At 25.6% G+C, this 26,811-nt stretch carries 32 protein-coding genes, 2 pseudogenes and 1 riboswitch; of the genes and pseudogenes, 16 read left to right on the top strand and 18 right to left on the bottom strand.

Going from position 1 to position 26,811, the window contains the following annotated elements:
• The first annotated feature begins 1 nt into the window (after position 1).
• A complete protein-coding gene (locus CDIF1296T_RS12235) occupies positions 2-1,504 on the top strand; it encodes a phosphohexomutase domain-containing protein (protein WP_009897501.1) in 1,503 nt (500 codons plus the stop codon).
• Positions 1,505-1,815: 311 nt separating this feature from the next.
• Here CDIF1296T_RS12235 and CDIF1296T_RS12230 read toward each other — a convergent pair whose 3' ends face one another.
• The 11 genes from CDIF1296T_RS12230 to CDIF1296T_RS12180 form a co-directional block, all read right to left on the bottom strand.
• Complete coding sequence (locus CDIF1296T_RS12230; protein WP_009903140.1) at positions 1,816-3,405, bottom strand: HAMP domain-containing sensor histidine kinase; 1,590 nt, start codon at positions 3,403-3,405, stop codon at positions 1,816-1,818.
• Entirely contained in the window at positions 3,374-4,090 is a 717-nt protein-coding gene (locus CDIF1296T_RS12225; protein WP_004454617.1) for a response regulator transcription factor, read from the bottom strand. The genes CDIF1296T_RS12230 and CDIF1296T_RS12225 overlap by 32 nt, the downstream gene beginning before the upstream one ends.
• Positions 4,091-4,628: 538 nt before the next feature.
• On the bottom strand, positions 4,629-5,429 hold the full coding sequence (locus CDIF1296T_RS12220) for a PIG-L family deacetylase (protein WP_004454616.1): 801 nt from the start codon (positions 5,427-5,429) through the stop codon (positions 4,629-4,631).
• Between the two features lie 313 nt (positions 5,430-5,742).
• A complete protein-coding gene (locus tag CDIF1296T_RS12215) occupies positions 5,743-6,474 on the bottom strand; it encodes a Rossmann-like domain-containing protein (protein WP_009897498.1) in 732 nt (243 codons plus the stop codon).
• Positions 6,461-7,156, bottom strand: coding sequence for an ATP-binding cassette domain-containing protein (locus CDIF1296T_RS12210; RefSeq protein WP_009893573.1), 696 nt, complete (start codon positions 7,154-7,156; stop codon positions 6,461-6,463). The genes CDIF1296T_RS12215 and CDIF1296T_RS12210 overlap by 14 nt, the downstream gene beginning before the upstream one ends.
• Position 7,157: 1 nt before the next feature.
• Positions 7,158-7,949: an ABC transporter permease gene (locus tag CDIF1296T_RS12205; RefSeq protein ID WP_009897495.1), complete on the bottom strand. Its 792-nt coding sequence runs from the start codon at positions 7,947-7,949 to the stop codon at positions 7,158-7,160.
• A gap of 9 nt (positions 7,950-7,958) precedes the next feature.
• A complete protein-coding gene (gene modA / locus CDIF1296T_RS12200; RefSeq protein WP_004454609.1) occupies positions 7,959-8,771 on the bottom strand; it encodes a molybdate ABC transporter substrate-binding protein in 813 nt (270 codons plus the stop codon).
• Positions 8,772-9,405: 634 nt separating this feature from the next.
• Positions 9,406-9,606 (bottom strand): cold-shock protein, encoded by a 201-nt coding sequence (locus CDIF1296T_RS12195; protein WP_003423148.1) that lies wholly within the window; start codon positions 9,604-9,606, stop codon positions 9,406-9,408.
• 224 nt (positions 9,607-9,830) lie between these two features.
• Positions 9,831-10,007, bottom strand: coding sequence for a hypothetical protein (locus tag CDIF1296T_RS12190; RefSeq protein ID WP_009890506.1), 177 nt, complete (start codon positions 10,005-10,007; stop codon positions 9,831-9,833).
• A gap of 53 nt (positions 10,008-10,060) precedes the next feature.
• A riboswitch (cyclic di-GMP riboswitch) is annotated at positions 10,061-10,150 on the bottom strand.
• 179 nt (positions 10,151-10,329) lie between these two features.
• Positions 10,330-10,530, bottom strand: a complete 201-nt coding sequence (locus CDIF1296T_RS12185; protein ID WP_004454608.1) for a helix-turn-helix transcriptional regulator — start codon at positions 10,528-10,530, stop codon at positions 10,330-10,332.
• A 1-nt stretch (position 10,531) separates the two neighbouring features.
• On the bottom strand, positions 10,532-10,882 hold the full coding sequence (locus CDIF1296T_RS12180; RefSeq protein WP_004454606.1) for a DUF3796 domain-containing protein: 351 nt from the start codon (positions 10,880-10,882) through the stop codon (positions 10,532-10,534).
• 161 nt (positions 10,883-11,043) lie between these two features.
• On the opposite strand from CDIF1296T_RS12180, the gene CDIF1296T_RS12175 reads away from it, so the two are divergent.
• A complete protein-coding gene (locus CDIF1296T_RS12175) occupies positions 11,044-11,277 on the top strand; it encodes a transposase (protein ID WP_009897493.1) in 234 nt (77 codons plus the stop codon).
• A gap of 432 nt (positions 11,278-11,709) precedes the next feature.
• Here the strand turns inward: CDIF1296T_RS12175 and CDIF1296T_RS20075 are convergent.
• Together CDIF1296T_RS20075 and CDIF1296T_RS12165 are read right to left on the bottom strand one after the other, a co-directional pair.
• Positions 11,710-11,910, bottom strand: a pseudogene (locus tag CDIF1296T_RS20075) (hypothetical protein); the annotation flags it as partial.
• A 358-nt stretch (positions 11,911-12,268) separates the two neighbouring features.
• Complete coding sequence (locus CDIF1296T_RS12165) at positions 12,269-12,757, bottom strand: type II secretion system protein (protein ID WP_009897487.1); 489 nt, start codon at positions 12,755-12,757, stop codon at positions 12,269-12,271.
• Positions 12,758-13,560: 803 nt separating this feature from the next.
• Between CDIF1296T_RS12165 and CDIF1296T_RS12160 the strand changes: the two genes are divergently transcribed.
• The 11 genes and pseudogenes from CDIF1296T_RS12160 to CDIF1296T_RS12110 all read left to right on the top strand — a co-directional run bounded on the left by CDIF1296T_RS12160 (position 13,561) and on the right by CDIF1296T_RS12110 (position 20,052).
• Complete coding sequence (locus CDIF1296T_RS12160; protein ID WP_004454597.1) at positions 13,561-13,935, top strand: BlaI/MecI/CopY family transcriptional regulator; 375 nt, start codon at positions 13,561-13,563, stop codon at positions 13,933-13,935.
• A gap of 104 nt (positions 13,936-14,039) precedes the next feature.
• Positions 14,040-14,231 (top strand): BlaI/MecI/CopY family transcriptional regulator, encoded by a 192-nt coding sequence (locus tag CDIF1296T_RS20160; RefSeq protein WP_009897485.1) that lies wholly within the window; start codon positions 14,040-14,042, stop codon positions 14,229-14,231.
• A gap of 471 nt (positions 14,232-14,702) precedes the next feature.
• Positions 14,703-15,221: pseudogene (locus tag CDIF1296T_RS12150) on the top strand (RNA-guided endonuclease TnpB family protein); the annotation flags it as partial.
• A gap of 431 nt (positions 15,222-15,652) precedes the next feature.
• The gene (locus CDIF1296T_RS12140) at positions 15,653-15,907 is read left to right on the top strand and encodes a hypothetical protein (protein WP_004454592.1); all 255 of its coding nucleotides are present in this window, start codon (positions 15,653-15,655) and stop codon (positions 15,905-15,907) included.
• 35 nt (positions 15,908-15,942) lie between these two features.
• Positions 15,943-16,266 carry a DUF6054 family protein gene (locus CDIF1296T_RS12135; RefSeq protein ID WP_009897482.1) on the top strand — a complete coding sequence of 108 codons (324 nt, stop codon included), beginning with the start codon at positions 15,943-15,945 and terminating at the stop codon, positions 16,264-16,266.
• A gap of 273 nt (positions 16,267-16,539) precedes the next feature.
• The gene (locus CDIF1296T_RS12130; RefSeq protein WP_004454589.1) at positions 16,540-16,692 is read left to right on the top strand and encodes a type I toxin-antitoxin system toxin; all 153 of its coding nucleotides are present in this window, start codon (positions 16,540-16,542) and stop codon (positions 16,690-16,692) included.
• 268 nt (positions 16,693-16,960) lie between these two features.
• A complete protein-coding gene (locus CDIF1296T_RS12125) occupies positions 16,961-17,770 on the top strand; it encodes a hypothetical protein (RefSeq protein WP_018112791.1) in 810 nt (269 codons plus the stop codon).
• 946 nt (positions 17,771-18,716) lie between these two features.
• Complete coding sequence (srl, locus tag CDIF1296T_RS19555) at positions 18,717-18,905, top strand: virulence factor Srl (RefSeq protein WP_004454585.1); 189 nt, start codon at positions 18,717-18,719, stop codon at positions 18,903-18,905.
• A 119-nt stretch (positions 18,906-19,024) separates the two neighbouring features.
• Entirely contained in the window at positions 19,025-19,390 is a 366-nt protein-coding gene (locus tag CDIF1296T_RS19735; RefSeq protein ID WP_009897471.1) for a BRO-N domain-containing protein, read from the top strand.
• Positions 19,387-19,839, top strand: a complete 453-nt coding sequence (locus tag CDIF1296T_RS19730) for a hypothetical protein (RefSeq protein WP_009897470.1) — start codon at positions 19,387-19,389, stop codon at positions 19,837-19,839. The genes CDIF1296T_RS19735 and CDIF1296T_RS19730 overlap by 4 nt, the downstream gene beginning before the upstream one ends.
• A gap of 51 nt (positions 19,840-19,890) precedes the next feature.
• The gene (locus tag CDIF1296T_RS12110; protein WP_004454578.1) at positions 19,891-20,052 is read left to right on the top strand and encodes a hypothetical protein; all 162 of its coding nucleotides are present in this window, start codon (positions 19,891-19,893) and stop codon (positions 20,050-20,052) included.
• A 327-nt stretch (positions 20,053-20,379) separates the two neighbouring features.
• Here the strand turns inward: CDIF1296T_RS12110 and CDIF1296T_RS12100 are convergent, their stop codons facing one another.
• The 5 genes from CDIF1296T_RS12100 to CDIF1296T_RS12080 all read right to left on the bottom strand — a co-directional run bounded on the left by CDIF1296T_RS12100 (position 20,380) and on the right by CDIF1296T_RS12080 (position 22,525).
• Positions 20,380-20,844 carry a hypothetical protein gene (locus CDIF1296T_RS12100; RefSeq protein ID WP_009897467.1) on the bottom strand — a complete coding sequence of 155 codons (465 nt, stop codon included), beginning with the start codon at positions 20,842-20,844 and terminating at the stop codon, positions 20,380-20,382.
• Between the two features lie 135 nt (positions 20,845-20,979).
• Complete coding sequence (locus tag CDIF1296T_RS12095; protein WP_009897465.1) at positions 20,980-21,297, bottom strand: hypothetical protein; 318 nt, start codon at positions 21,295-21,297, stop codon at positions 20,980-20,982.
• A gap of 282 nt (positions 21,298-21,579) precedes the next feature.
• Positions 21,580-21,876: a hypothetical protein gene (locus tag CDIF1296T_RS12090; protein WP_009897463.1), complete on the bottom strand. Its 297-nt coding sequence runs from the start codon at positions 21,874-21,876 to the stop codon at positions 21,580-21,582.
• 18 nt (positions 21,877-21,894) lie between these two features.
• Positions 21,895-22,308: a hypothetical protein gene (locus tag CDIF1296T_RS12085; protein ID WP_009897459.1), complete on the bottom strand. Its 414-nt coding sequence runs from the start codon at positions 22,306-22,308 to the stop codon at positions 21,895-21,897.
• Entirely contained in the window at positions 22,292-22,525 is a 234-nt protein-coding gene (locus CDIF1296T_RS12080; RefSeq protein ID WP_003423177.1) for a helix-turn-helix transcriptional regulator, read from the bottom strand. The genes CDIF1296T_RS12085 and CDIF1296T_RS12080 overlap by 17 nt, the downstream gene beginning before the upstream one ends.
• 218 nt (positions 22,526-22,743) lie before the next feature.
• Here CDIF1296T_RS12080 and CDIF1296T_RS12075 point away from each other — a divergent pair, with 218 nt between their 5' ends.
• From CDIF1296T_RS12075 to CDIF1296T_RS12060, 3 genes are all read left to right on the top strand, one after another.
• Complete coding sequence (locus CDIF1296T_RS12075; protein ID WP_009897458.1) at positions 22,744-23,118, top strand: BlaI/MecI/CopY family transcriptional regulator; 375 nt, start codon at positions 22,744-22,746, stop codon at positions 23,116-23,118.
• A 611-nt stretch (positions 23,119-23,729) separates the two neighbouring features.
• On the top strand, positions 23,730-24,422 hold the full coding sequence (locus CDIF1296T_RS12070; RefSeq protein WP_004454566.1) for a response regulator transcription factor: 693 nt from the start codon (positions 23,730-23,732) through the stop codon (positions 24,420-24,422).
• A 195-nt stretch (positions 24,423-24,617) separates the two neighbouring features.
• The gene (locus tag CDIF1296T_RS12060) at positions 24,618-26,678 is read left to right on the top strand and encodes a HAMP domain-containing sensor histidine kinase (protein ID WP_009897457.1); all 2,061 of its coding nucleotides are present in this window, start codon (positions 24,618-24,620) and stop codon (positions 26,676-26,678) included.
• Positions 26,679-26,811: the final 133 nt, after the last annotated feature.

The raw sequence follows: 26,811 nt of genomic DNA, 5'->3' as shown, positions 1-26,811 counted from the left end.
TATGGGAGACCTATATAAACTACAAAATGGTACTGATATTAGAGGAATAGCGTATGAAAATGATTCTAAAGAAGTTAACCTAACTGTAGAAGAAGTAAAAAAAATAGCTAAAGCGTTTCATATTTGGTTAAAAGAAAAGACTAAGAAAGATAAAGTAACTGTTGCCATAGGAACTGATTCTAGGATAACAGGAAGCCAATTTAGAAGTACTGTTATTGAAACTTTAACTAATGATGATTGTAATGTAATTGATTGTGAGATTGCCACAACTCCAGCTATGTTTATGACAACTATTATGGATGGATACAATTCTGATGGGGCGATTATGATTACAGCAAGTCACTTACCTTATTACTATAATGGTTTAAAGTTTTTCACAGAAAGTGGAGGTTTAGAAAAAACTGATATAAAAGAGATGTTGGATATAGCTGTTAAAAATGATAGTGTAGACTATGAGGAAGTAAATAAAAAAGGTGAAGTTATAGTAAAAAATTTAATAGAAGATTATTCTAATTTATTGATAGATAAAATTAGAAAAGGTGTAAATTCAAGTAAAAATTATGAAAAGCCTTTTTCTGGGCTTAAGATATTGGTTGATGCAGGAAATGGGGCTGGTGGATTCTTTGCTGAAAAAGTTTTACACATACTGGGAGCAGATACGACAGGTAGTCAGTTTTTGAACCCAGATGGTATGTTCCCAAATCATATACCTAATCCCGAAAACAAAGAAGCAATGGAAAGCATATGTAAAGCTGTGTTGGATAATAAGAGCGACCTAGGAATAATCTTTGATACAGATGTAGACAGAGCTGCTATTGTAGGTAAAAATGGCAAACCAATAAATAAAAATGCTCTTATAGCTGTTATATCATCAATAGTATTAGAAGAACATCCAAAAACAGCTATAGTAACAGATTCGATTACTTCTGAAGGACTTGCTAAATTTATAAATGAATTACAAGGAAGACATCATAGATTTAAAAGAGGATATAAAAATGTAATAAATGAAGCTATAAGATTAAATAGTGAAGGTGAAGAGTGCCATTTAGCTATAGAAACGTCTGGACATGCTGCTTTAAAAGAAAATTATTTCTTAGATGATGGGGCATATTTAATAGCTAAAATTTTAATAAAAGTAGCAAAGCTATCCTTGGAAGGAAAGACTATAGAAGAATTGATAGAAAACCTTGAAGAAGCTCAAGAAGAGAAAGAAGTTAGAATAGGCATTAATAAAGAAGATTTTAGAACATATGCAGAGGATATATTAAAAGATTTAGATTCTCATGTTAAGAGTATTGATGGATGGTCTGTAGCACCAAATAATTTTGAAGGCATAAGAGTTAATTGTGATGAATCAAATGGAGATGGATGGTTTTTACTTAGAATATCACTACATGAACCATTATTAGCTTTAAATATTGAATCAAATAAAATTGGCGGAGCAGAACAAATTTATTCTAAGTTAAAACTTTTCTTAGAAAAATATGATTTAAAAGGTCTTTAGGGTAAATAGAAAGAATATATTTATATTGAAGAATAAATGTAAATTTGTACCTAAGATTACAAATATTACAAAATTGTAATCTTAGGTAACAGAGATGTAACTGATTATGGAAACACTATGTGATATTATAGATACAGAGAGATGAAATATGTGATGAATTATAGAGAAATATAATTTAAAATGTATTAATATCACACCAAAAAGGTATAATCAAAAAATATGTAAATATAAACCCCAACATTTAGAAAAAGACCTCTAAGGAGGTTTTTTTCTTGTTTAAATAACTTAAAATATATTTTTATATTAATATATCAATTAACTCTTCTAAAAGTAAGCATTACCTTAAATAAATCAGCATCTATAATTATTTCCATGTGTGCATTTTCTAATTCAATTATATTTTGAGCAATTGATAAACCAAGACCAGAGCCATCTGTTTTTCTAGATATATCACCCCTTCTAAATCTTTCTATTAACTCTTCTGGTTTTAGATTTAGTTTATCATTTGAAATATTTTTAAACGTTAATATTATATTTTCTTCCTTTATAAACATATCTATATAGACCCTAGTGTTAGGCATAGAGTATTTTAGTATATTGCAAATTAGATTCTCAAAAACTCTCCAAGTTTTTTTACCATCTATCATGGTAAAAACAGCATATTCAGGTGTTTCTATTATAAAATCTAAACTGCTATTTTGAATTTTGTCTTCAAATTCTACAATACTTTGAATTAAAAGTTCTCTTATATCGGTTTTTGTTATATTAAATTCTACATCTCCACTACTTAGCTTAGATGCTTCAAATATGTCATCTATTAATAATTTTAATCTTTGTGATTTTTTATCTAAAATATTTATATAGTCATTTATAGTCTCTCTGTCAAAGTCATTATTTTTTAACATATCAACATAGCTTAATATAGATGTAAGTGGAGTTTTTAAGTCATGAGATACGTTTGTGATAAGCTCTGCCTTCATCCTTTCATTTTTTATATTAGCATCTACAGCAGTTTCAAGACCGCCTGTTATATTATTTATACTTTTGGCTAAAGTAGATATTTCATCATCTCCTATAACTTCTAATTTATACTTTAAATTGCCATTTTCTATATTTTTTATATTTTTTGATATGTTATTTATGTAATTAAACTTAACAGATAAAAAGTTGTATATATAAAAATGAAAAACTGTGTTTACAAGTGTAAATAAAATTACTATAGCTATTGCCTCAGCATAATATATATACATAAAGAATATCAAAACAAGATATTGGATAATAGCTTGTACAACTATAGATATTAAAAATACTATAGCTAATTTTTTATTTATAGTTTTTTTATTATACATACTAAGTAAGTTTGAAAAGAATACATATGTTATAGACATATCTTTTAGATTATAGTTATTATATTTAATATTTTCATATATTATATAGACTATAGATATAATTATAAAATTGTAGATTATTAAATTAGTGTTGTAAAACATTTTATTACTTGTAAATGCATGAAACCTTAAGGTTAATAGTATCAAAGTTAATATAAGTGTAAGTTCTATTTTTACCTTAGAAAAAAGGTTTATGACATTCTCTAAGAATTTGACTTTAGTTTGTTTATTTTTTTTATACAATGTAAAACATAGTATAGTCAATAAAAAACTTGATAATATAATACCTATGCAGACAAACTCTAATTCTACTTTTGACAAATGTACAGGAGTACCGAAAAAATAAAAATGAGGGAGAGCAAACTCTCTATAATAATAATTAATATTAGAAAAGTTATTATTCAAATCATAAACTGCTTCAAATAATATAGAAACTAATAGAAACAGTAATAATAATAAAATAAATTTTGCTTTAGAATCATTAATAATTAAGTTTTTCAATTTTGTAACCAATGCCCCACACCACCTTTAAATATTTTGGTTCTTTTGGATTAATTTCAATCTTTTCTCTAATTCTTCTAATATGAACAGCAATAGTTCTCTCACAACTATAAGCATCCTCATTCCAGACATTTTCATAAATCTCATGAGAAGAGAAAATTTTACCTTTTCGTGACATAAGAAGTGTAAGTATTTTATATTCAAGTGGTGTCATTTTAATTTCCTCACCATCTAAAGAAACTATTTTTGTATCTGTATTTAGCTCTAGGCCACCACTTTTTAGAATATAATTAGTATCATTTGAGTTATTTGTATTACTAAAATCACCTAAATTTATATACCTTCTAAGTTGAGATTTTACTCGAGCAGTAAGTTCTAGTGGATTAAATGGTTTAGTTATATAGTCATCAGCACCCATATTAAGACCTATAATTTTGTCCATATCTTCTGATTTTGCAGATAAGAGAATTATTGGTATATTCCTTTTTTCTCTTATTTTAAGTGTAGTTTTAAGCCCATCTAAATTGGGCATCATTACATCCATTATTATTAATTTAATATCATTTTCGATTAGTATGTCCAATGCTTCAAGTCCATCATATGCCTTTAAAACATTAAAGTTATCAGGTCTCAAATAGAACTCTATAGCATCAACTATCTCTCTATCATCATCTACAACCAATATATTTTGATTCAATTTATTAACCCCCTTGAAATTTTATTTTTAACCAATTTTTATTTTATACCAAAAAGAGGTATTAGAAAACAGTAAGCCCGTTCATTATGAAATAAAAACTAGTACTTTTAATATATTGTCAATGCATATAGTAAATTTAAAAGTATAGACGCCCATATTAATCTGAAGGTAAAAGTTTATGAAAATATCTAGGGTAATCTATCACACTTCTTATGTTATTTTGGTTTATTAATTTTTTAGGTTTAAACATATATTAACAAATATAAATAACAAATGAGTTTCATAATTATTAAGAATTTATAACAAATATTTATTTTAATGTAGTTTAATATAAACAGGTAGTTTAATGTAGGTATGTATAAAGCATTTAATAAGGCTTATAGGTTTTAATGATGATATCTTTATATATTTTAAGAGATGATGAAATTAGATATGGGTAATAGTTGTATGAGAAAAAGTAGTATAGCACAAAAAGTGCTATATCACAAAATCTCAAATAATTTCCTTTTTATAACTTAAATTAAAGAATAAATATTTCTTATAAATTAGGTGTATGAAGTATAGCAGGAACATCTTTATTATTTAATAACTTATCAAATGATTTATGGTCAGACTTATAGCCAATACCTTCTCTATATTCTAATTCATCAACAATTTTGTATTGTTGACAGGCATTTTTAACCTTTTCATAGTCCTCAGTAGAATGAGCTTTATAAACTATCTTATTATTAAAAGTTATTTTATCAGCAAATTTAGGTTTTACAAAATATTTAGCATCTTTTATTTTACCAGCATTATATAAATTTTGGATAACAGAACCATTTTTTAAATGTTGTAAATGGTCATCTAATTTATAAGTATGTGCTATATGAGTTACATTTTTAAATTTTTCTTCAAATGTAAGAGCAATTTTTTCCATGTAATTGAAGTCAGTATTACCATTTGTATTTGTTTCTGGTAATAATATTATATTTTCCCTTATTACACCAAGGCTATTAAGAGAAGCTAAAAATTCTCTATTTCTATATTCTGATTTTTGTATATTTGTTAGGTTTTCATATTTTTTATATTTATCAAAGACGGATATACCACATCCAGTAGATACTAAAACCACAAATACATGATTTTTTCCTCTTTCTTTTATAGCATTAACAATAGCACTCCCAGCCCACAACACTTCATCATCTTGATGCTGAACATAGAAGACAACATAATCTTTAAATTTTTTATGACTATAATTCACATAGCTACTAAAAGCGGTTAAAATCAAACATAAAACTAGAATAATAGATAGAATTTTATATTTATTTATAGTAAATTTTTTATTCTTAAATGTCATTTAATCATCTCCTGAAAGGTTGTCTTAGTTATATTATCAAACAAAGTACTAAAAATTATTTCTTAAATGCTGAAAAATATAGAGTAGATTAATGGAATAAAATTTTTTTATTAGTTTAAAATAAAGAAAACATTTATGTATAAGACTAATCAAAATATTAATGATTGATAGGAATTGAGATTTAAAGGGATTGTACATTTATTCGGGATTCATTTTAATAGAATTTTACTTTAGTACTTAGAATAAAAGTAATAACTTTTTAAATTTAAAGAGTACACATATATATTTGTGTACTCCTTGATGATATGATTGCTTATTTACTACAAAAACAGAGTCTTTTTAAACCTAAAATATTTGATGCACCAGCTATCGTAGTTCCATAATAGTAAACTGGTTTGTTAAGTGATAGAAAATTTATAATTGAGTTATTACATAATGTACTTCCTGTGCAAATCACTAAATCAGCCCAAGATATTACATCTTCATAATCTCGTATACCATCTTCAATCTTAACATTATATTGAATAGTATCCACAAATTCAGGATTTAAATCTAATACTCTTGTTTCGAAAAAGTCCTTAATATTATCAATTATGGCTGGTTGATATCCTATAATTGCTACTTTTGGATTACCAAATTCCATTTTTATAAACTCAGGGAATTTTTTTGCACATACCTCTGGCTCGTTATTTTTACAATGAATGGTTCTATCCGTCTTGCCTAAGTATTTCATAACTGCATTTAATGATGCTATAAAAAGACTTCTATCATGAGAATTGTCATGTAAATCTAATGATAATATGTCTTTTAAAGAACCTTCAAATGTAGATGGAGTAGAAGTAAATGCTTGTCCTTTAGCTCCTTTAAAGTCAGCTTCAAGCATTATTTCTTTACCAACTATAATTGGGAAATCTTTACGCTTAGTATTTCCAATTGCTTCTTTTGAAGATAGAGATTTGGACACAATACTTATCATATCCATATTTAAATTATATTTATCGACTTGTACTAATAGATAATCTCTCAAAATATCAAATATATTCATAGAAAAAAGATTCTCCTTTATTTTTTATTTCTTCATTTAAATCAAAAATATGATTTATTTTTCCATTGTTCATTATTCCTATCTTATGAGCAAAAAACATTGCTTCAGAAATATCATGAGTAACATGAATCACTGTTGGTTTGTATTTTATGTAGACATCCTTCAAAATTTTGCTTATATGTTTTTTTGTAATATAATCCAATGAACTCATAGGTTCATCTAAAAGTAATATATCAGGTTCAGCTATTAAGGCACGTGCAAAAGCAACTCGTTGCTTTTCGCCTCCACTTAAATTTTTAGGATACCTATTTTTTATATCTTCTATCTGCATTAATTTAGACAAGTGGTTAGCCTTAAGAATCTGTTCATCTATAGGTATTTTTCTCAATTTAAGTGGAAACCTTATATTATCTTCAACATTCATATTTGGAAATAATTCAAAATTTTGATATACAAATCCTATATTTCTATTTTCTGGAGGTAAGTTTGATATTAAATTTTCTTTGTATGATACATTTCCTTTAGCAGATGGATATCTTCCTGCTAATGTTTCTAGAAATAGAGTTTTACCTGACCCACTAGCTCCTAATAAAACAAAGTATTCATGATTATTAATATTTAAACTATTTTCTTGTAATTTAAAATTAGGTAAATCAAGAGATAAATTTTTTATTTTTAACATATTAATTCTTATCAACCTCTCTATTAAAAAATATCTCAAAAAGCATCAAGCATGTAAGTGAGAGAAATATCAAAATTACAGCTATTCCGATAGCAATGTCTATATCACCAGTAGACATATTTAAATATATAGATGTAGGAATAATTTCAGTTTTCATACGTGTAGAACCTGCTATCATAGCTACTGCACCAAATTCACCAAGTGCTCTTGACCAAGTCATTACAGTTGCAGATATGATTCCAGTTTTTAGATTTGGAAGAATTATAAATCTAAATGCTTCCCAACTATTACATCCAAGGGTACGTGCAACAAATATCATCTTTTCATTACTTTCATTTAATGAAGTGTGAAGTATTTTAATAGTAAGTGGAAGATTTACAAATATTTGTGCTAAAACTATACCTTGCTTTGTAAATATAAAATCAAGCTTAAAAATCTTATAAATGGAATCTCCAATCCCCATTCTTCCAAACAAAAGTAAAAGAGCAATTCCTGATACTAAGTGTGGAAGAGACATAGGGAGATTTATTATCTGTATAATCAGTTTTTTAAATGGTAATTTAGTAATATGTAAAAAATATGCTACTGGAATAGCTAATAAAAGGCATACTATAGTAGATATTAAAGATGTTTTAATACTAAGTGTTATTGCATACTGTACTTCCACTGATTTTAAGCATATAGGAACATAACTTATCCCTTTAATGATTAACATAAGAAGTGGTGATACAATAAACAAAAAGACTATAGCAAAAAATCCAGTAAGTAGAGTAGTAAAAAATTTATTTTTCAAGTTTAATCACTACTTAACAGGTTCAAAACCATATTTTTTAAATATCTGTTTAGCTTCGTCTGACTCTATATAATTTATAAATTTATTAGCTAAATCTTTTTTATCACTATAGTTTACGATTCCTGCTGATATGAGTTGGTCTATATTTTTATCTTGGGCAATTTCTATAACTTCTACATCTTCATTACCAAAGACCGAATCTTTTGTGGCTATTGTAGCATCAGCTTTACTTGATGTTAACTGTACAATCATTTCATTTACAGTTGCAGCTGTAGAGACAACATTATCATTTATAGATTTTAAATTATTTTTTTCAAGTATTTTTTGTGTAGTCTTACCTATAGCATTAGACTCTTTGTCTCCCAAAATAAGTTTAACTCCATCTTTATTTAAGTCTTCCAATTTTTGAATATTAGCTGGATTTCCTTTAGGTACAACTATTGCAGGTGTATGATGTGCAACCGTTTTATGTTCACCTACAAGTTCTTTTTCAAAGGCCTTTGAATAAATTGGTTCAGAACCAACAATAAATACGTCTCCTTTGTGACTTGTCTCAATTTGAGCTATTAGCTGTGCAGAACCTGCATAGCTATATTCAACTTTGACATTATTTTCTTTCTCAAATTTTTTTGCTATTTCATCCATTGGTTTCTTTAAACCTGCCCCTGAATAGACAAAAAGAGTCTCTTTTTCTTTTGAATCATCAGCTGTTGTCACTTTAGTATTAGATTCATCATTAGCTTTGTTTTCTTTAGAATTACATGCAGTAATACTTAATGAAATAATCATAGCTAAAGCTAGTACTGAAAGTTTTTTAAACATAAGATATTCCCCCTTATTAAATTAGTGTAAATTCTTTTTTAGTATATCATACTAAGAAAACGATGTCTAAGTTTTTGTTGTGTTTTATAATGTTTTGTTATGTTTTGTTATGTATAGTTAAGAAAAAATCTATTCATAATGTCATTTCCATAGGTAGTTATTTTATTTTTAATTTTTATTAATACTTTAAAGTATTTTAAATTTAAAAACTTAAATCAAATTAACTTATTGTAGATTTTTTACTTTTTAACTAATTTTATATTTATTATATTTCAGTGAAAAAATAGAACATTGAAACATATAGATATGTTTTAATTGCTTTTTATTAACAAATTACTAAAAGTATTATATCAGAATTGAATACAAAAGAAAGAGTATGTATTTATGAGATAGTTGAAAATTTTGATGTGCCACAACTAAAATTATTATATTACTATATATTCTAATTAAAAGAGTACTTGTAGGTTTAAGTACATACTTTATAAATATATTTTTGTCAGATTTATTTTATAAAAAGTATTTAGACTAAGTATTATTTTTAAGTATTTTTTTGTTGAAGTTATTTTTTCCTTTTTTACAAAATGCGTAAATAAAAAAAAGACTCTTAAAAGAGTCTTTCCGAAAAATCTATATATTATAATATAGTTATATTTTCTGCTTGAGGACCTCTAGCGCCTTTAACTATATCAAAGCTTACTTTTTGACCTTCTTCTAATGATTTAAATCCTGAAGTTTGTATAGCTGAGAAATGAGCAAATACGTCATCTCCACTTTCCATTGATATAAATCCAAATCCTTTTTCATTATTAAACCATTTTACTATTCCATTATTCATTAAAAATACTCCTATTAACCTATATCAAGATATACTTGATTTACTTGTGTATTACCACAAATACTATTGTATCATAGATTAACATAAATGTCTATTTAATTATAATTTTTAGTTAACATTTTTATTTATTCTTAATATGAAAATAAATTTAAACATTTTATATTACCAATATATTAATGTAAATGTAGATAAAACTAAAAAGGGTTTTCTAGAAAAAAATCTGTCTAATTATACTTACTTACCAATACCATCACTTGATGCAAGCAAGATTCCACAACTTTTTCTCCGTACTCTAATATAAAATCATCTAACTGTGTATCTATAAAATCACAATAATCATATGAACTACCAATATAAGCAGTTAACATATGTGTACATTTATCCATTTTATCTCTAAACATAATGTATTTATCCCCCTAAAAAACTTTCATGAAAAACAAAAAGAAAATATCTTTTTGGCAACTGGCTGACATAACTTATTTTATAAGCGTTAGTCCCTATAGCTTTGCGTCACTAAATTTCTCTAGTTTTGCCGATTTAGTTTTATTCTACAGATTAATAATACAATAGAATTAGTTATTATTCAACATATCTAGCTGAAAAATTAATAAATTTATATATGAACGTTAAATTATCTGAAAAAATAAAAAGCCCCTCTGTCAGGAGTGACTTAAAAATTGAATTTAAGTTTGTATTTAAAACACATTTTTAATAATGCAAAAACTAATCAAAAATAAACAATTCATCAATAGGTGTATCTACTATTTTTGATATATCTATTGCTAATTTCAAAGAAGGATTATACTTTCCTGCTTCTAAACGCATAATGGTTTCTCTTCTAACTCCTACTTTTTCTGCTAATTGTTCTTGAGTTAATTCTTTTAATTGTCTATATTTTTTTAGGTTACAAGTGAATTTAGGCATATTATTTTTCCTCTAAAATATAAAGTTTTATAGCATAAACATTTAAAGTGATTGCATATGTAATTGATAGTAAAACACACATTAATTCTATATTCCTAGACACTATAGTAATACACCATAAAATGAATAATTCTATAATAGCAAGCTGTCCTGTAAATGCCATAGCTGCTTTTTCATCTTGTACATACCTTTCATCTGCTTTATCACCATTTATTTTTGCTATAATAAAGTTTGAGAAAAAAGCAAAAAATCCAATATATGTAAGGTCAGCAACATTGCCAGATGAAAAATATCTAAGACTTAAAAATCCAAGGAAACCACAAAAACCCATAAAAAATTTTTTCTGAATCATTTTTTATCCTCCTTAGTAATTTTAAAAGAGATATATTTATATCTTTATGATACAAATATATCTCTTTTATATTCTTTTGTCAATAGAAAATCAGTATTATACAATATTTGTACTGCACCATAATTGTTAGAGCAAAAATCTACTGCTTGAGATGTTTATGTATGACTAAATATGATTTTAATTTCAAATTAAAAGTAGCTAAATTTTATTTGAATAGAGAAGGAAGAGATATTTTAATAGTAAAACAATATGGAGTTTATAACCATTCTCAAGTTGAAAGATGGGTTAATATATTAGGAGAGTGTGCACTAAAAATAAAAAAAATTTTCTATACTATATGGTTCAAGTTAGATGTTATAAACTATATGATGATAACTAAATATAGTGTACAATAAATCGCTAAGTATTTTGGAATAAACAATAGCACAGTTATAGCAACATGAAAATAAAAATTTTTACATAGTGGTGTTGATGCCTTTTCTAAAATGAAAGGAAGACCATAATGAATAAAAACAAAAACACTAAAGAAAAAATAAATTAACAAGAGAACAAGAATTAGAATATGAAAATAAATTTTTAAAAGATGAGCTTGAGTTTTTAAAAAAGATGTGTGTCTCAGGGAAGCCACATTAAAAAACAGTGGTATCATTATTAATCAAAAGAAAGTTAGATGTATTATCAAAAAATTAGAACTTAAATGCATAGCATTTTTTCATAAATCACATAAATATAACTCCTATAAAGGTATAATTGGAAAAGTAAAAAATAATAAAACAAATAGAAGATTTAAAACATCAATAGCATATCAGAAAATAACAAATGATATGCTAGAATTTATAAAATATATCTAATGATAAAAATGGAAAATCAATTATAAAAAAGGCATATCTCGATTCATTTTTTGTTATATAGTCAAATAAGAATACTATAGATGAAAGATACGATTTTGCATATGTATTAAGTAAGTATTCTGATGTTTTTGGTTGATACACATGCAATAAAGAAGTTGTGTTTGCAGATAAATTAGCAAAACTATAGTATAAGTTGCAACAATAAAGAAAATGAAAATTATCATACTAAAGCATAAGGCATGTTACAATTTTATTAGATAGGACATTAACATACACTAAAGTACTTTTTATTATAAAGAGTACTTATTTTTTTGAAATTCATTAATGTATAAACTATCAAGAATATTACTCAACATAATTTAAAAACAACTTGAATAGGTATTTTTAAATTATGTGATATAATAAAAAATAGAAGTGTATGCCAATACACTTCTGTAGTTATAACTAAGCATTCTATTCTTGAGGAGTGCTTTTTTCATTTTTATAACCAACTCTTTTTACTTTAACAATAATTATCAGACCTATATATTTATTTTTAATTGTCTGATTTATTAGATAAAAAAGTTATTATCATATTTTTATCATTTGGTATTGTTATTGAACTACCATAATCTTCTTCTAATTTATCTAGACCACTTTTACTTATTTCTCCATCTATAATTATGTTTAATTCTAAGTATTCTTCACTACCATTAGATGACACTAAAGTGTACGAACCATTATAAGGCATGCCTAAATTTTCTATTTTATGTGCCAAAGGGTCTTCATCACCAATACCAGAGTTTACTGTTATTTTTCCATCTTTTTTAGTCCACCATATTATGTTTCCTTCAGTATATTTTGATTCATCTGCATAGTAGCTAAGAGACGCACTTTTTATTGCACTTATATCAGCTTCAAGTTTAGCTATCTTTGCTTTTTCTATATTTTTAAATAATGCTGGAAGTGCTACTATTGCCAATATTCCTATTATAGCAATTACTACTAATAATTCCACTAGAGTAAATCCTTTTTTATTTTTCATTTATTTCCCCTCCATATAAAATTAATAATATATAAATTTTTATTTTGTTGATTTCTACTTTCTATATTTTACCATATATAGACAAAAAAATCACTTTCTATGACAAATATACTATTATTTTACAATTTATGGAAATGATTTAAAATGACATTTCTTGTTAGAAAAGATATAAGAAATGGATTAAAATAAAGAAAACTACAGTCATATCAATGTCAATAATATTATTTAAAAGCAGATGAAAATAAAAAGAGGACTCAGAAAATAATGTCTATTTAATTATACTTACTTACCAATACCATAACTTGATATAAACAAGATTATACTACATTTTTTTATGCTCTAGTATAAAATCATCTAACTGTGTATCTATAAAATCAAAATAATTATATGAACTATCAGTATAATAAGTCAAAATATGTATACATGAATACATATTTTAAAAGATATATATTATTACATACCTAAAAAACTTTCATAAAAACAAAAATAAAATATGCTTTTAGTAACTTGTTAACATAACTTATAATTTATTTTATAAGCATTAGCCTATATAGCTTTGTGCTACTAAATCTCTTTGATTCTAACGATTTAGTGCTATTCTACAACTAAAATAATACAATAGAGCTATTTATTGTTTGGTAGCATTGTTTGTAAATTAAACAAATTTATACATATGAATATTATTTTACATTCAAAAAAACAGACTAAATATGTAGAATATTTGGTAAAACTTACCTCTAGTTTTTGTCTTAAAAAGCTCCTATTATTAACTTAAGTTAGAAGAATTAAGGAAGTGACATAAATTGAAAGAAGAAATATTAATAGAAAAATTATTAAGAGCAGAATTAATAGTAATGGAGTATTTATGGAAAAAAGACACTCTAATGCCTAAAAAAGAAATTGTAAAAGAAATAAAACAGATTTATGGATGGCATAAAAGTACAATAAAAATACTACTAAAAAGGCTAGTTGCTAAAAGGTATTTGGCTAGATATATTATAAATTCTCAATCTCATTATAAAATAATAGATAGTAAAGAATATTATACTTTTAAGAAAAAGGTACTAAAATCTAGTAAAAGCATAAAAATAATGCGTTCACTTACCACTACACATAAAAATGTAAGTAAAGAGAAGTTAGACCTATTAGATGAGTATTATAGAAACTTAAAAGAATGATATAGTAAAAATCGAATGTAATTATTTACCTTAATTCTTTTGTTTGTAAAACTTTATTGATACAGAATTTAACATATACATAAATTGGTAAAGGAATGTATACTATGAAAATTAGTAAATTACCAGAAGCGGAATTAAAAGTTATGAGATATATTTGGGAATCAGAAAAGGTATTAATATCAAGAGAAATCACCAAGTCTATGGAACAAAAATATGAATGGAAAGATACAACTATATTTACAGTATTAAAAAGATTACTAAAGAAGAGAGTTTTTAGAAGCGGAGAAAATAGATAAGTGTACACACTATAATGTATTAGTAAAAAAAATAATATCAGAGATTTTAAACAAAAGAATTTTTAAAGAATACACATAAAAATTCAATATTAAGTTTAATGTCAGCACTATGTAGTAAGGATGATGAAGTAGATGGTGATATTTTAAATTTATTAGAAGAATATTTTAAGAATTTGAAATAAGAAAATGACAAATTGATACATAATAAATAAAATGAAGGTATGAAATTATAACTTTTTCTACCTTCATTTTGTTTATTATTCTGAACATGTTAAGAAAATGAAATAAGTTTGTATTTTATTTATATAAATTTTAATAGAATATGTATAGTATATAGTAGATAGAATGTATAAAAATAAAAACTGTTCAATAAGAATTAATATACATTAATTCAGCTGAATCCAATCAAAATACTTAAATAAAAGTAATCTGAAAATAACATAATTCAAATCAATTTATTCAAATAAACCTCAATTTATCTCAAATCTTAAGAAGTCATTAAACAAACTTGCTAAATTACAAAGAGAATTATCAAGAAAAACAATCGGTAGTTTAAATAGAAATAAAGCAAGATTAAAAGTTGCAAGACTTCAAGAACATATAGCTAATCAAAGAAATGATTTTCTACAAAAACTATCTACTAAATTAATAAAAGAGAACGATATTATTTGCATAGAAGATTTACAAGTAAAGAATATGATTAGGAATCGTAAACTATCTCGCTCAATTTCTGATGTGTCATGGTCAGAGTTTATTCGTCAATTAGAATACAAGGCTAATTGGCATGGTAGACAAATTGTAAAGGTGGGTAAATTCTTTGCAAGTTCACAAATATGCAATAAATGTGGGTATAAAAACGAGGAAGTGAAGGACTTAAATATAAGAGAATGGATTTATCCTAGTTGTAATGAAACTCACGATAGAGATATAAATGCAAGTATAAATATATTAAAAGAAGGATTAAGACTAATAACAATTCAAAATAAATAACGTATGTAAGAACCGTAGGAACTACGGGGATAGCCTGTGGAGAATTAGTAAGACATATGTTAGTATGCAAAATTCTGTGAAGCAGGAAACCTGTGACTTTAGTCATGGGAGGTTCAGGCTAGTATTACTCATTATTGTATTCAAAAGCTAAAGTGGAAACCTAGTGAATATATGAATTTAGAAGTTAATTAGAGAGCATTAGCAGCCGACTCAATACTTATTAAAATTGAAGATGAAGAAGAAACAATGAAAGAAGCTGAAAGAGAGAAAAAGAGAGGTAGAAGAAGGTAGAATTTAAAGTTAAAATAGTTACATTGCTAATATATGAAAATGTTACAAATTTGGAAATAGATGGATATATATGTTGTATAGTATAATGTAGATAATATATCACCAAGTAAAAAACAACAAATAAATCTAAATTATGAGGGGTGGAAAATAAAGATATTAAACTTACAATATGTATATTTGCTTTTGTAATTGGAATAATAGTGTTATTTTGCTGTATAGGTCTAGGTCAATTTAATATGGATTGTATTATAAAACAAAATGGTGGGTCAATAGCTACCGAACAATACAACATATATTTAGAACAATCTATTTCACAATATAGAAATTTTGGTTCTATACTGGTTTTACTAGGAGGAATAGGAATACTGTTTGATAAAAGTGTCAGAAAATACTAAAAAAGTATATTTTTATTTAGGATGTGATGAATGATATGGCAAGAGATGTATTTAGTGTAAAGATGACACCACTAGAAGCACAGAAAATGGTAGAAAAAAATTTGGAAGCAGATTTAGTTTCTGTTGATATTTATAACCTAGAAAATAATAAGTCTATAATAGTTACAATCTTTGAAAAATATTATGCAAGAAGCAATAGTGATGCAGGTTTGGTAGTGATTTGTGAAAATACTACAGGAAAAACACTTGTTAAAATTACCTCAACTGGTAGTGCAATTGGACTATTTCAGATTGATTGGGGAACAGGTAATAATTTGATTAAAAGAGTAAAAAAAATACTTATTGATTATATTATTTAATTATTTTATGTAGATATTCTTAGGTTGGTATGGAATTTGTACTAACCTATTAAGTAATCAATAAAACTAAATAAACATAGAAAGCACTTACAAATATGTAGGTGCTTTTTATTGAAAAAATAGAAAATAAAATAAAAAGTAAGATATAGGAAAAATATGTAAGAATTATATGTTATAATAATTGTAGCAAGAAGATGTAATCTACAATTTATAGAGTGGAGTTCATGTATTAAAAAATTATCCTCCCAACGATAAGAAGGGAGGTGAATATACATGGATAATTTTTTATTTAATGTGTTAGCTAGTGTAACAGCTAGTTACATAGTTTATTTGATTAGCAAGTTAATCAAAAAAGTAAAAAGCCACTCTACCGCAAAGAGTGACTTAAAGATTGATATAAATTTTAAATATCATCGTAAAAAATAACTTTCAGTTATAGAACTTCACTCTACCGCAAATAGATTGTAGTTCTTCTTGTTTTTATTATACCACAAATTAGAAAAAATATTGCATATAATATTTTTTATAGTCAATAAAAATATGAAATTTTTTATACACAATGATGATGAATCTAACTAGATGAATAAATTTAATTGTAAATAAGAAAGTACTTACTTAAATGGTAGGTGCTTTTGTTTTGCCAAATTATGCTATAATATTGAGTGAGATGAGTAATTTGTGGGGGAATTTTATAATGTGGATATTAGTACCAATAATAACAATAGTATTACTTATAATAGCTGTTTCTTCTATGCAATATATTTTAGTTATGATAGCTTTTTTGTTGATTATATATTCTTTTATAGAAAAGAAAATAGTTATGGGTCTTGTGTCAGTTCTTTTTTTCACTTATTCAATTTATCTTTGTGCAACTTGGGAAGATAAATCCTTGATAGCAGATAATAAAGTTGAGACTGTTAAGGCACAAAGAGAAACTGTAGAAAGAGAAAAAGAAATGGAAAGAAGAAGAATACAAGAAGAAGTAGACAAAGAAAGATATATTGAAAAACATGGAATGGAAATATCAGAAAATGATTTAAAAGTTAAGCTAGAGGCTTTAGTACCTCAAGAATATAAGGGGAAGAAATATGAATTAAAAGTAGGAAAATTTAAAAGATATAGTATGTATTTTGATTTAACTGTACAAAATGAAAAATTTAGTAATTCTGAAGAATGTAAAAAATTTGTAAAAGAAATTGCTAATGATCTTAAAAAAATTAAAATAAGCAAGGCGTACTTTAAGTTTCATTCAAAAGATGACGGCGGTATATATAATTCTGTTTATATTGATTATTTTAGAAACATACAAAATAATGTAGATAATGTTGAAAATTTAGAATTCAATGAGTTTGAACTTAAAACCGAAGAAGAAGAGAAGCGAGAACAAGAGAAAATAGAACAAGAAAAAAACAGTTATAATAACTACATTCAAAACAGAGTGGTTGACCCACTAGATAGAATAAAGAAACTAAAAGAGTTGCTAGATTCAGGAGCAATTACATAGGAAGAATATAATAAAAAGAAAAAAGAATTATTAGAATAGATAATATAGTAAGCACTTACAGGTATGTAGGTGCTTTTAAATTTACAAAGTATTCCATTTTAATTTTATAGTTTAGATTTTATGATATAATAAAAATATAGAAGTTTTGCAGTGTGCGATATTTGTTACAAAGTAGGGCTTAATACTTGAAATCTAAGATGTTGAGGGTGCGTGATAAGTGTTATCAATTGCACTATTGCCCCCTCACTGCAATTTTAAGAGTATTGTATATATGTAGGTATTGGAAATGCTAAGTTTATTTTGGGGTTTTAGATTAACTATATGGAATGTAAAAATTTTTGACGCTATGAAGAAATTTACTACAAAATTTGTTTTAGATTAACTATATGGAATGTAAAAACTTTTTTCATCCTCCCAAACCTCTTGTTCGCTGTCGTTTTAGATTAACTATATGGAATGTAAAAAAGAAAATAAGTTTAAAAAAAGGTTTCATTATTATATCGTTTTAGATTAACTATATGGAATGTAAAACCAATTATGTACAGTTTAGTTACTGTGTTAAGTCTTGTTTTAGATTAACTATATGGAATGTAAAATCCTTTTATAAATATCTTCTGACATGTGTATATGCTTGTTTTAGATTAACTATATGGAATGTAAATCGGCTACAACGGTATAAATTAAATTTAGCAGGGTACATTTTAGATTAACTATATGGAATGTAAATTGCTGTGATTTCAATAATAAAACAATTAATAATTGTGTTTTAGATTAACTATGTGGATTCAAAATTAAATAAACAAAGAAAGCACTTACAAATATGTAGGTGCTTTTATTCTGCTCAAAATTGGTCGGTTGGGTAAAATAATTAGAAAAAGTTAGTAAAAACCTATTGACTGTAACTCGTTACAATATTGTTATTAATGTAACGAGTTACAGAAAAGAGGTGAATAAAATAGCAACTAAAAGTAGGGCAGAGTATATGAAAAATCGTCGAAAAGATAAAAGAGGTTTTAGTGTACTTTTAGACAAAGAAAAGTTAGATAAATTTGATGAAGTGTTAGAGGAAAAGAATCTAACCAAGAAAGAATGGCTAGAAGAAAAAATCGACGAGGAACTGGAACAAAAGGAATAAAAAATAAGGGTCACTCCCACCGACCAAAGTTTGAGTAACCCCTATGACGTATACTATCGTATATCAATTATAGTATATGTCATTCCTTAAAAAAATCAATTATTAAGGAGTGTAATATTATGAAAAATGAATTAATGATGTTTGAAGGAAAAGAGATTGAAGTATTTGAATTTGAAGGAAGAATTTTATTCAACTCAAAAGATGTAGTAAACTGTTTAGACATAAAAAATGTTAATGAGAATATAAGACTTATGAATGAAAAGCAAGTTGTAAAGTTAAGAAATTCGGATATCAGTAATACTGACATCCGAAAACTTAATAATGCTGGAGAAAATTTTCTTACTGAAAGTGGAGTGTATAAATTAATCTTTAAATCAAGAAAAGAAGAAGCTGAGAGATTCCAAGGCTGGATAAGTGATGAAGTTTTACCAAGCATAAGACAAACTGGTGCATACATAAATAATAATGCAATACCGAAAAGTTGAGAGAAAAAGCAAGTGAGATTGAAAAATTACAGTTGGTTTATAACAGTACATCTATGTTAAAAGAATTGCTAGATGATGCAGGCTTTGACAATAAATCAAAACTATTAACAGCTAAAACATTATATAAGAAAGCAGGAATTGATTTACCAATAGAGATAAACGAAGAAGAACATTATTTTGATACAAAACAAATAGCATCTAAACTGAAAATATATTCTAAGAGTAATAAACCAGCTCAGATGGCAGTTTGTGAGATTATTAAAAAGATTGATTTAGAAGATGGTGAAGTTAAAGGTGTTTGGGAAATTAATGGTTCTTGGACTGGTACTGTAAATAAATATACAAAGAGTGTAATAGATAAGGTGAGAACTTGGATAGAGGAAAATAATAGACCTACCAAGATTGCAGGTGAGAAGAAGAATTATTATGTATTTTACAAAATTGAGTAAATTTATCAGTTGTATTAAATAATTTAGTTTAGTTTTGGGGGGATTAATACAATGTGTGAGAATTTACTTGATAATATGTATATTGAAAAGAGAAAAGAAGAATATAGAATTAAACTTTTGAAAATAAGAGAAACAGATATAGATATATATAATAAGTTAGAAAGTATAGTATATAAACTTTCTGAGAAAAAATTAGAGAAAAATAATAAATAGACATATAAAGCACTTGGATATTCTACTGTTTCAAGTGCTTGTTTGGTATAAAATGGTATAATGGAGATAGAGAATTATATTAACCAAAAAATGGAGAAAATAGAGAAGATGATTTAGTTGACGCTTTATCAGTAGGAGTACCTGTAGGTAAGACAGAATCTCTAGTACGATTAGTTGGAGATGGAATAAGTGATACTCAAAAAAGTTTAATAAATAAAAGAGAATTTAGAAATATAACTCAAATTGGTGGAAATGGAAATGAGAAAGCATTTAGTGAAGTAGAAAACTTAGTTAAATAGATTAGAAGGTAGCAACTAGAGTTGGTTGTTACCTTCTTTTTTTATACTTTCTCTCTCTAAGTATTTTATTTTTCATATCTTCGAATACATCTAATGCAGTAGTATAAAATTGTATATTATTTCTATAAGGTATAGCTATTGGAAGAATGCCCTTGTTAACTAAAAAAATAAGAAGTACAATAAATAAAAGTGTCATAATCATTCTAATAAAATAATTAGTGATATCTGATAAATCAAATGTTAAGTTAATTGTTGTAGAAAATACAACAGCCATAATAGATATATACAAAGCAAAAATGGGGTTACTATTTTTTTGTAACTGTCCTTTAAGCCTAGATTGCTCTATTTCTATATCTTGAATACTTTTTATGGAATCCATTTCACTATAATACTTATAAACTTTTAAATAATATTTTTTATACTTGTTTAAAGCTTCTTCATTATCTTTAAGGTCTTTGTCACTTAACTCTGATTTAACTTCCCCAAAATCCATAAAATCCCTCCTACAATGTTATATAATATACTTTAATTTATAGCATATTTAAGAACTTATATCAGCAATTTGTCGAACGATTTTAGCTAAAAATAGAGTATAATGATAGGCTTATTATTTATAAGATATTATTTTTTATATAGTTATATATTTCTTTCTAATTAGATAATATAATGCTGTTGTTATAATGGCTACTAATATTATTGCTATTATTGTAATATCTAATCTTCTTGTAAATAAGCCTATTGCTATATACTCAAGACCTGTTACATAGCGATAAAGTACTTCTAGTTTAACAGTTTTTTTCTTATCTATATTTCCATATATTGATTCTAATTTATTAAAATATTTTTTACTACAAAAAGCAGTTTTAGGTTTAATTAAATATATTATTGTAGTTCCTATTATAACTATTATTCCAATAAGTATAAGATTGATATTTCCAAAATCCATAGCAGATACCTCCTATTAAATTTGCTTTTCTTAATCAAAGTATATCAGTAACACAAGTACAAAGAGTATCTAAAATATTACAAATATTAACAGGATAGATAAAACTATAGTAAAAATTGTAATAATAAAGCGAACGAAAATTATCATACTAAAACATAAGACATGTTATAATTGTATTAGATAGAAGATTAACATACACCAAAGCACTCCTTATAATAAAGAGTGCTTATTTTTTTGAAATTCATCAATATATAAACTATCAAGAACCTTATTCAACACACCTTAAAATCGATTTAAATAGCTCTTTTTGATAACATAATTTATATGATATAATAAAAAAATAGAAGTGTACCACCAATACACTTCTATAGCTATAACTAAGCATTCTCTTGCTGGGGGAGTGCTTTTTTCATTTCTCCAAACAACATTATTTACTTCATCAGTAATTATCAAATCAATCTCATTATCTTTCAAAATCTCTGTTGCAGTACAAATTAGATTATCTAAGTCAAAACTTCGAGTTATCTCTAGTTGTTTGTTATTTACTTCTCTTTTTAGTATATAAGTTTTAAAATACATTTATATCACCCCTTGTATTTACTCTTTTTTCTCTAAAAATATATTGATAAGTAAATATGCAACAAATAAAAAAATCTCAATGACACATAGTGTTATAGCTATAACTAGAAGTGATTGATTTTTCCATGCACTATAAGCTATGATGAAAAGAAATGTAAAAGTAAATAATGTATAATTCATAATTTTAACTAAGATATGACTTGTTTTCATTGTTAAGTACAAGTCTCTTTCATCTGTACTATCGTGTAATTCTTCAACAATGCCTTTTCTTGAAAAAGCATTACAAAAATTAAAGATTGCTATTACAATTAAAAGAAATGATGAAATTAGGAATCTTTTATCTTTTAAAATGCAATAAATAACTAAACTAGCACAACATAACACACAAACTATAATACCCACTATAAAACTTCGTTTACTCTTTACTTTCATGTTTTTTATCCTCCATTTCTTTATTTTCTTTTAAACAACATAGTTCTTCAATCGTTGTACCAAACACTTGTGCCATACGATAGGCAAGCATAAGAGAAGGGCTATATTGCTCTTTTTCAATAGAAATAATTGTTCTGTTTGATACATGGACTAAATCAGCGAGTTGTTGCTGTGTTAGACCCATATTTGTTCGAAATTCTCGTACTTTTGTTTTCATTCCATAACCTCTTTCTATATGAAGCTAACTTCATGTGAAGTTAACTTCATAATATCCTAAAATGAGTAAAATGTCAATCTCATTAGATAAGTATTATAAAACCTAAAAGAATAATATGGTAAAAATTGGATGGAATTATTTACCTTAATTCTCTTGTTTGTAAAACTTTATTGATATAGAATTTAACATATACATAAATCGGCAAAGGGGCGCGAATTATGAAAATTAGTAAATTACCAGAAGCGGAATTAAAAGTTATGAGATATATTTGTGAAGCTAACAAGGTATTAACTTCTAGGGAATTAGTTGCTGCAATGGAAGAAAAATATGAGTGGAATGAATCAACTACATTTACAGTTTTGAAAAGATTAGAGCGAAGGGAGTTTTTAAGTACAGAGAAAATAGGCAAACTTACACATTATAATATACTAGTAAAAGAGAAAAAATATCTAAGGTTTGAAACAAAGGAATTTTTGAAGAACATACATAAAAATTCAATTTCAAGTTTAATGTCAGCGTTACATGGTGAAGACGACGAAGTGGATGAAGATAAATTAAGTGAACTCGAAGAATGTTTTAAGAATTTGAAATAAGAAAATGACAAATTGATACATAATAAATAAAATGAAGGTATGAAATTATAACTTTTTCTACCTTCATTTTGTTTATTATTCTGAACATGTTAAGAAAATGAAATAAGTTTGTATTTTAGTTATATAAATTTTAATAGAATATGTACAGTATATAGTAGATAGAATGTATAAAAATAGAATTTAAATAAGTAGCTATTATTGCAGTGAAATGAATGTTTCTAAGTATATTTGGGTGGAAGAATGGTGGAAGAAAATTAGTGAAATGTAATTCTTCCACCATTCTTCCACCTAGAAAATAGAAACTGTTTAATAAGAATTAATATACATTAATTCAGCTGAATGCAATCAAAATACTTAAATGAAAGTAATCTGAAAACAACATAATTCAAATCAATTTATTCAAATAAACCTCAATTTATCTTAAATCTTAAGAAATATTTAAGAATTAGGATAATATTTTCTTAAGATTTATATTTTATTATATAGTTATAAGGGAAAGTTACAAAAATGTAAGCCAAAGTAATATAACAATTTAGTCATTGTTGAGAAAGGGAGTGAAAGATATTGTATAATATAGATAAGTATTATTATACAATAGAGGAAGTGAAAATATGTACAATATATTAGTAGTAGACGATGATAAAGAAATTGTTGATTCGATAGAAATATATCTTAAATCAGAAGGATTTAAAATATATAAAGCATATGATGGAATGAAAGCTTTGGAAATAATAACAGAGAATGACATTCATCTAATACTAATGGATATAATGATGCCTAAATTAGATGGAATCAAAGCAACTGTAAAAATACGAGAAGAAAGAAATATTCCAATAATTTTAATTTCAGCAAAAAGTGAAGATACAGATAAAATAATAGGATTAAATATTGGAGCTGATGATTATATAACAAAGCCATTTAATCTATTAGAGCTTATAGCTAGGGTTAAATCAAACTTAAGACGATATGTAACTTTAGGTAATTATGAAGATACATGTAAAGAAATTTTAAAAAGTGGAGCTTTGGAGTTAAATACACTAACAAAAGAAGTTAAAATTGATGGTGAAAACATAAAAATGACTCCAATTGAGTATAAAATAATTGAACTTCTTTTAGAAAATAAAGGACGAGTTTTCTCAATAGATGAGATATACGAAAAAGTATGGAATGAGGAAAGTTTTAATTCAGAAAATACAGTAGCAGTACATATCAGACGAATAAGAGAAAAGATTGAAATAAATCCAAAAGAACCAAGATTTTTAAAGGTGGTGTGGGGAGTTGGTTATAAGATTGAAAAATTTTAGTGGAAAAATTATAAAAGAAAAGAGTTTAATATTTAATTGCATTTTGATTTTAGTCATTTTTACATTTACACAAATGTTAGGAATTTTAATATGTTTTAATTTTTTCTCTGAGAGTTTAATTTACTCTATGGGGATTATGCTTTTCTTAAACTTTATTTTATATAAAATACTGACAATGTAGATGAGGTGGGCAACTTGGAGAAATATAGAGTATTAAAGTTAGTTTCATTAATCATAATATCTATCTCATTTCCATTAACTATATTGTTGGTGACAATAGGACTTGCTGAGCCTAAATACAATATACAAAAAACTTCTACAAAGAGTGGGATTTTTGATATATCTGATGATTTTTATGATAGTAATATATTTGACGAAGGAACAATGGCAAGTCTATTACCCAAGTTTAAGCTATCTGTAGGTGGTAAATTAACTAGTAAAGAAAAAGGTAAATTCCAACAAGAAGGTAAAAGTATAGATTTAAGTAGTAGTGATTCTGAGTATGATAAAATCATGATTAATGAACAAGCTTCTGAAGAATATTTAAGTTATCTAAAAAATATAAAAGTGTATGTTATTAATACATACACAGGAGTATTTTATACAAATACGTCATATGCTAGTTTATATGATTTTAAACAAAAAACTAAGAGCTATTGTAATGTAGAGATAATAAATAAGATAGGAAAGAGCTCATATATTAAAACAATAAATGGAGAAAAATTTGAACTGAATAATCTGAGTCTGGAACTAAATGAAGTAGATGAAGGTTTTGAGGCATATGTATCTTTTCCAGAAGAGCCAACTATAGAAGATGGAATAGTATATACTAATTTTCAAATATTTAAACAAGCTACAGAAAAAGTAAGATTATTTTTTGTAGCTAGTTTAAGTTTAGCAATTATATGTTTATTATCTATAATTTTATATATCAAAATAAAAGGTGAAGTTTTAAAAAGAAATAATGTATTTTTACTAATATACAGTAAGATACCTATGGAATTTAATGTAATATTAGTATCTATTTCAATTGCAATTTTAACTATATATGCTCTTGCTGTATCTTATCATATTGATGTAATTGCATTAGTTTCTTTATCTTTACTGATAGTATCAAATAATATATTTTTTATAAATGTGCAATTGAGTTATTTAGAAAATAAAATGTGTATATTTAAGACAAGTATTATAGTAAGAGTGATTTTATGGTTAATAAAAACTGTAAGGGAGGTCAGTAACGCTATAAAGAAAGTATCTTTAGCAAGGAAAGTTATTGTTATAGTGATAATATCTTTAGCTTTAATCATGGTAATTAGCACTCGAAGTATAGGTATGGGATTACTGTTTTCTATATGTATTTTTTTAGGATTTACAATATATATAACTAAAAGACTTTCATATCTTAGTTACGTAATAGAAGGTACAGAAAGAATAAAAAAGGGAGAATTAGATTATAAGATAAAAATTACTGGGAATGATAATTTTACGTCTTTAGCTGAAAATATAAATAATATTGGAGAAGGTCTTGATAGAGCTATAGAAGAGCAAGTAAAAAGTGAAAGAATGAAGTCTGACCTTATAACAAATGTATCTCATGATTTGAAAACTCCACTTACTTCTATAATAAATTATGTAGATTTAATTAAAAAAGAAGAATCAATACAACCAGAGTATATAAATGATTATATAAATGTACTTGAGTCAAAGTCAAAAAGACTAAAATTATTGATAGAAGATTTATTTGAAGCGAGTAGAGTAAGTAGTGGCAATATAGAATTACAAATTAGCAAGATTGATTTAGTGCAACTATTAAGACAAAGTATAGGTGAACTTGAAGAAAAATTATCTAAAAATAATTTATATTTAAAATTAAATGTTCCAAATGATAAGGTGTATATATGGGCAGATGGAAGAAGAATGTATAGAGTATTTGAAAATCTTTTATCTAATATAGCAAAATATTCCTTAGAAGAAACTAGAGTCTATATTGATGTATATGACTATGGTGAAAATGTAAAGGTAACTATGAAAAATATATCTTCTTATGAATTAAATTTTGACCCAAGTGAGATTATGGAAAGATTTAAAAGAGCTGATGAATCAAGGAATACTGAAGGAAGTGGATTAGGGCTTGCTATTGCAAGAGATTTAGTAGCTTTACAAGGTGGAAAATTTTATATAGAAATAGATGGAGATTTATTTAAAGCAAATTTAGAGTTTCAAAAATATGAAGAAGAAATAACAAATATGGAATGAGATAGTATTTAAGTATATATATTTTTTTTACTGTCGAAAGCTTTTATTATAATATATTAGAATATTTACAGTAGAGAATGAAGAGTAAAAACAGAGTAACTTTAAGTCACTCTGTTTTTTATTTAAAATCAAT

It is taken from the genome of Clostridioides difficile ATCC 9689 = DSM 1296, assembly GCF_001077535.1.
In the GTDB taxonomy this organism is placed as follows: Bacteria; Bacillota; Clostridia; order Peptostreptococcales; family Peptostreptococcaceae; genus Clostridioides; species Clostridioides difficile.
This window is presented reverse-complemented; position numbering and strand designations above follow the sequence as displayed.

Excerpts from the sequence above, each read along its gene's own strand:
- CDIF1296T_RS12235 (WP_009897501.1), top strand. The coding sequence starts at position 2 with ATGGGAGACCTATATAAACTACAAAATGGTACTGATATTAGAGGAATA.
- CDIF1296T_RS12220 (WP_004454616.1), bottom strand. The coding sequence starts at position 5,429 with ATGACATTTAAGAATAAAAAATTTACTATAAATAAATATAAAATTCTA.
- CDIF1296T_RS12215 (WP_009897498.1), bottom strand. The coding sequence starts at position 6,474 with ATGAATATATTTGATATTTTGAGAGATTATCTATTAGTACAAGTCGAT.
- CDIF1296T_RS12210 (WP_009893573.1), bottom strand. The coding sequence starts at position 7,156 with ATGTTAAAAATAAAAAATTTATCTCTTGATTTACCTAATTTTAAATTA.
- modA (WP_004454609.1), bottom strand. The coding sequence starts at position 8,771 with ATGTTTAAAAAACTTTCAGTACTAGCTTTAGCTATGATTATTTCATTA.
- CDIF1296T_RS12195 (WP_003423148.1), bottom strand. The coding sequence starts at position 9,606 with ATGAATAATGGAATAGTAAAATGGTTTAATAATGAAAAAGGATTTGGA.
- CDIF1296T_RS12190 (WP_009890506.1), bottom strand. The coding sequence starts at position 10,007 with ATGTTTAGAGATAAAATGGATAAATGTACACATATGTTAACTGCTTAT.
- CDIF1296T_RS12185 (WP_004454608.1), bottom strand. The coding sequence starts at position 10,530 with ATGCCTAAATTCACTTGTAACCTAAAAAAATATAGACAATTAAAAGAA.
- CDIF1296T_RS12180 (WP_004454606.1), bottom strand. The coding sequence starts at position 10,882 with ATGATTCAGAAAAAATTTTTTATGGGTTTTTGTGGTTTCCTTGGATTT.
- CDIF1296T_RS12175 (WP_009897493.1), top strand. The coding sequence starts at position 11,044 with ATGACTAAATATGATTTTAATTTCAAATTAAAAGTAGCTAAATTTTAT.
- CDIF1296T_RS12165 (WP_009897487.1), bottom strand. The coding sequence starts at position 12,757 with ATGAAAAATAAAAAAGGATTTACTCTAGTGGAATTATTAGTAGTAATT.
- CDIF1296T_RS20160 (WP_009897485.1), top strand. The coding sequence starts at position 14,040 with ATGAAAATTAGTAAATTACCAGAAGCGGAATTAAAAGTTATGAGATAT.
- CDIF1296T_RS12135 (WP_009897482.1), top strand. The coding sequence starts at position 15,943 with ATGGCAAGAGATGTATTTAGTGTAAAGATGACACCACTAGAAGCACAG.
- CDIF1296T_RS12130 (WP_004454589.1), top strand. The coding sequence starts at position 16,540 with ATGGATAATTTTTTATTTAATGTGTTAGCTAGTGTAACAGCTAGTTAC.
- CDIF1296T_RS12125 (WP_018112791.1), top strand. The coding sequence starts at position 16,961 with ATGTGGATATTAGTACCAATAATAACAATAGTATTACTTATAATAGCT.
- CDIF1296T_RS19735 (WP_009897471.1), top strand. The coding sequence starts at position 19,025 with ATGAAAAATGAATTAATGATGTTTGAAGGAAAAGAGATTGAAGTATTT.
- CDIF1296T_RS12110 (WP_004454578.1), top strand. The coding sequence starts at position 19,891 with ATGTGTGAGAATTTACTTGATAATATGTATATTGAAAAGAGAAAAGAA.
- CDIF1296T_RS12100 (WP_009897467.1), bottom strand. The coding sequence starts at position 20,844 with ATGGATTTTGGGGAAGTTAAATCAGAGTTAAGTGACAAAGACCTTAAA.
- CDIF1296T_RS12095 (WP_009897465.1), bottom strand. The coding sequence starts at position 21,297 with ATGGATTTTGGAAATATCAATCTTATACTTATTGGAATAATAGTTATA.
- CDIF1296T_RS12090 (WP_009897463.1), bottom strand. The coding sequence starts at position 21,876 with ATGTATTTTAAAACTTATATACTAAAAAGAGAAGTAAATAACAAACAA.
- CDIF1296T_RS12085 (WP_009897459.1), bottom strand. The coding sequence starts at position 22,308 with ATGAAAGTAAAGAGTAAACGAAGTTTTATAGTGGGTATTATAGTTTGT.
- CDIF1296T_RS12080 (WP_003423177.1), bottom strand. The coding sequence starts at position 22,525 with ATGAAAACAAAAGTACGAGAATTTCGAACAAATATGGGTCTAACACAG.
- CDIF1296T_RS12075 (WP_009897458.1), top strand. The coding sequence starts at position 22,744 with ATGAAAATTAGTAAATTACCAGAAGCGGAATTAAAAGTTATGAGATAT.
- CDIF1296T_RS12070 (WP_004454566.1), top strand. The coding sequence starts at position 23,730 with ATGTACAATATATTAGTAGTAGACGATGATAAAGAAATTGTTGATTCG.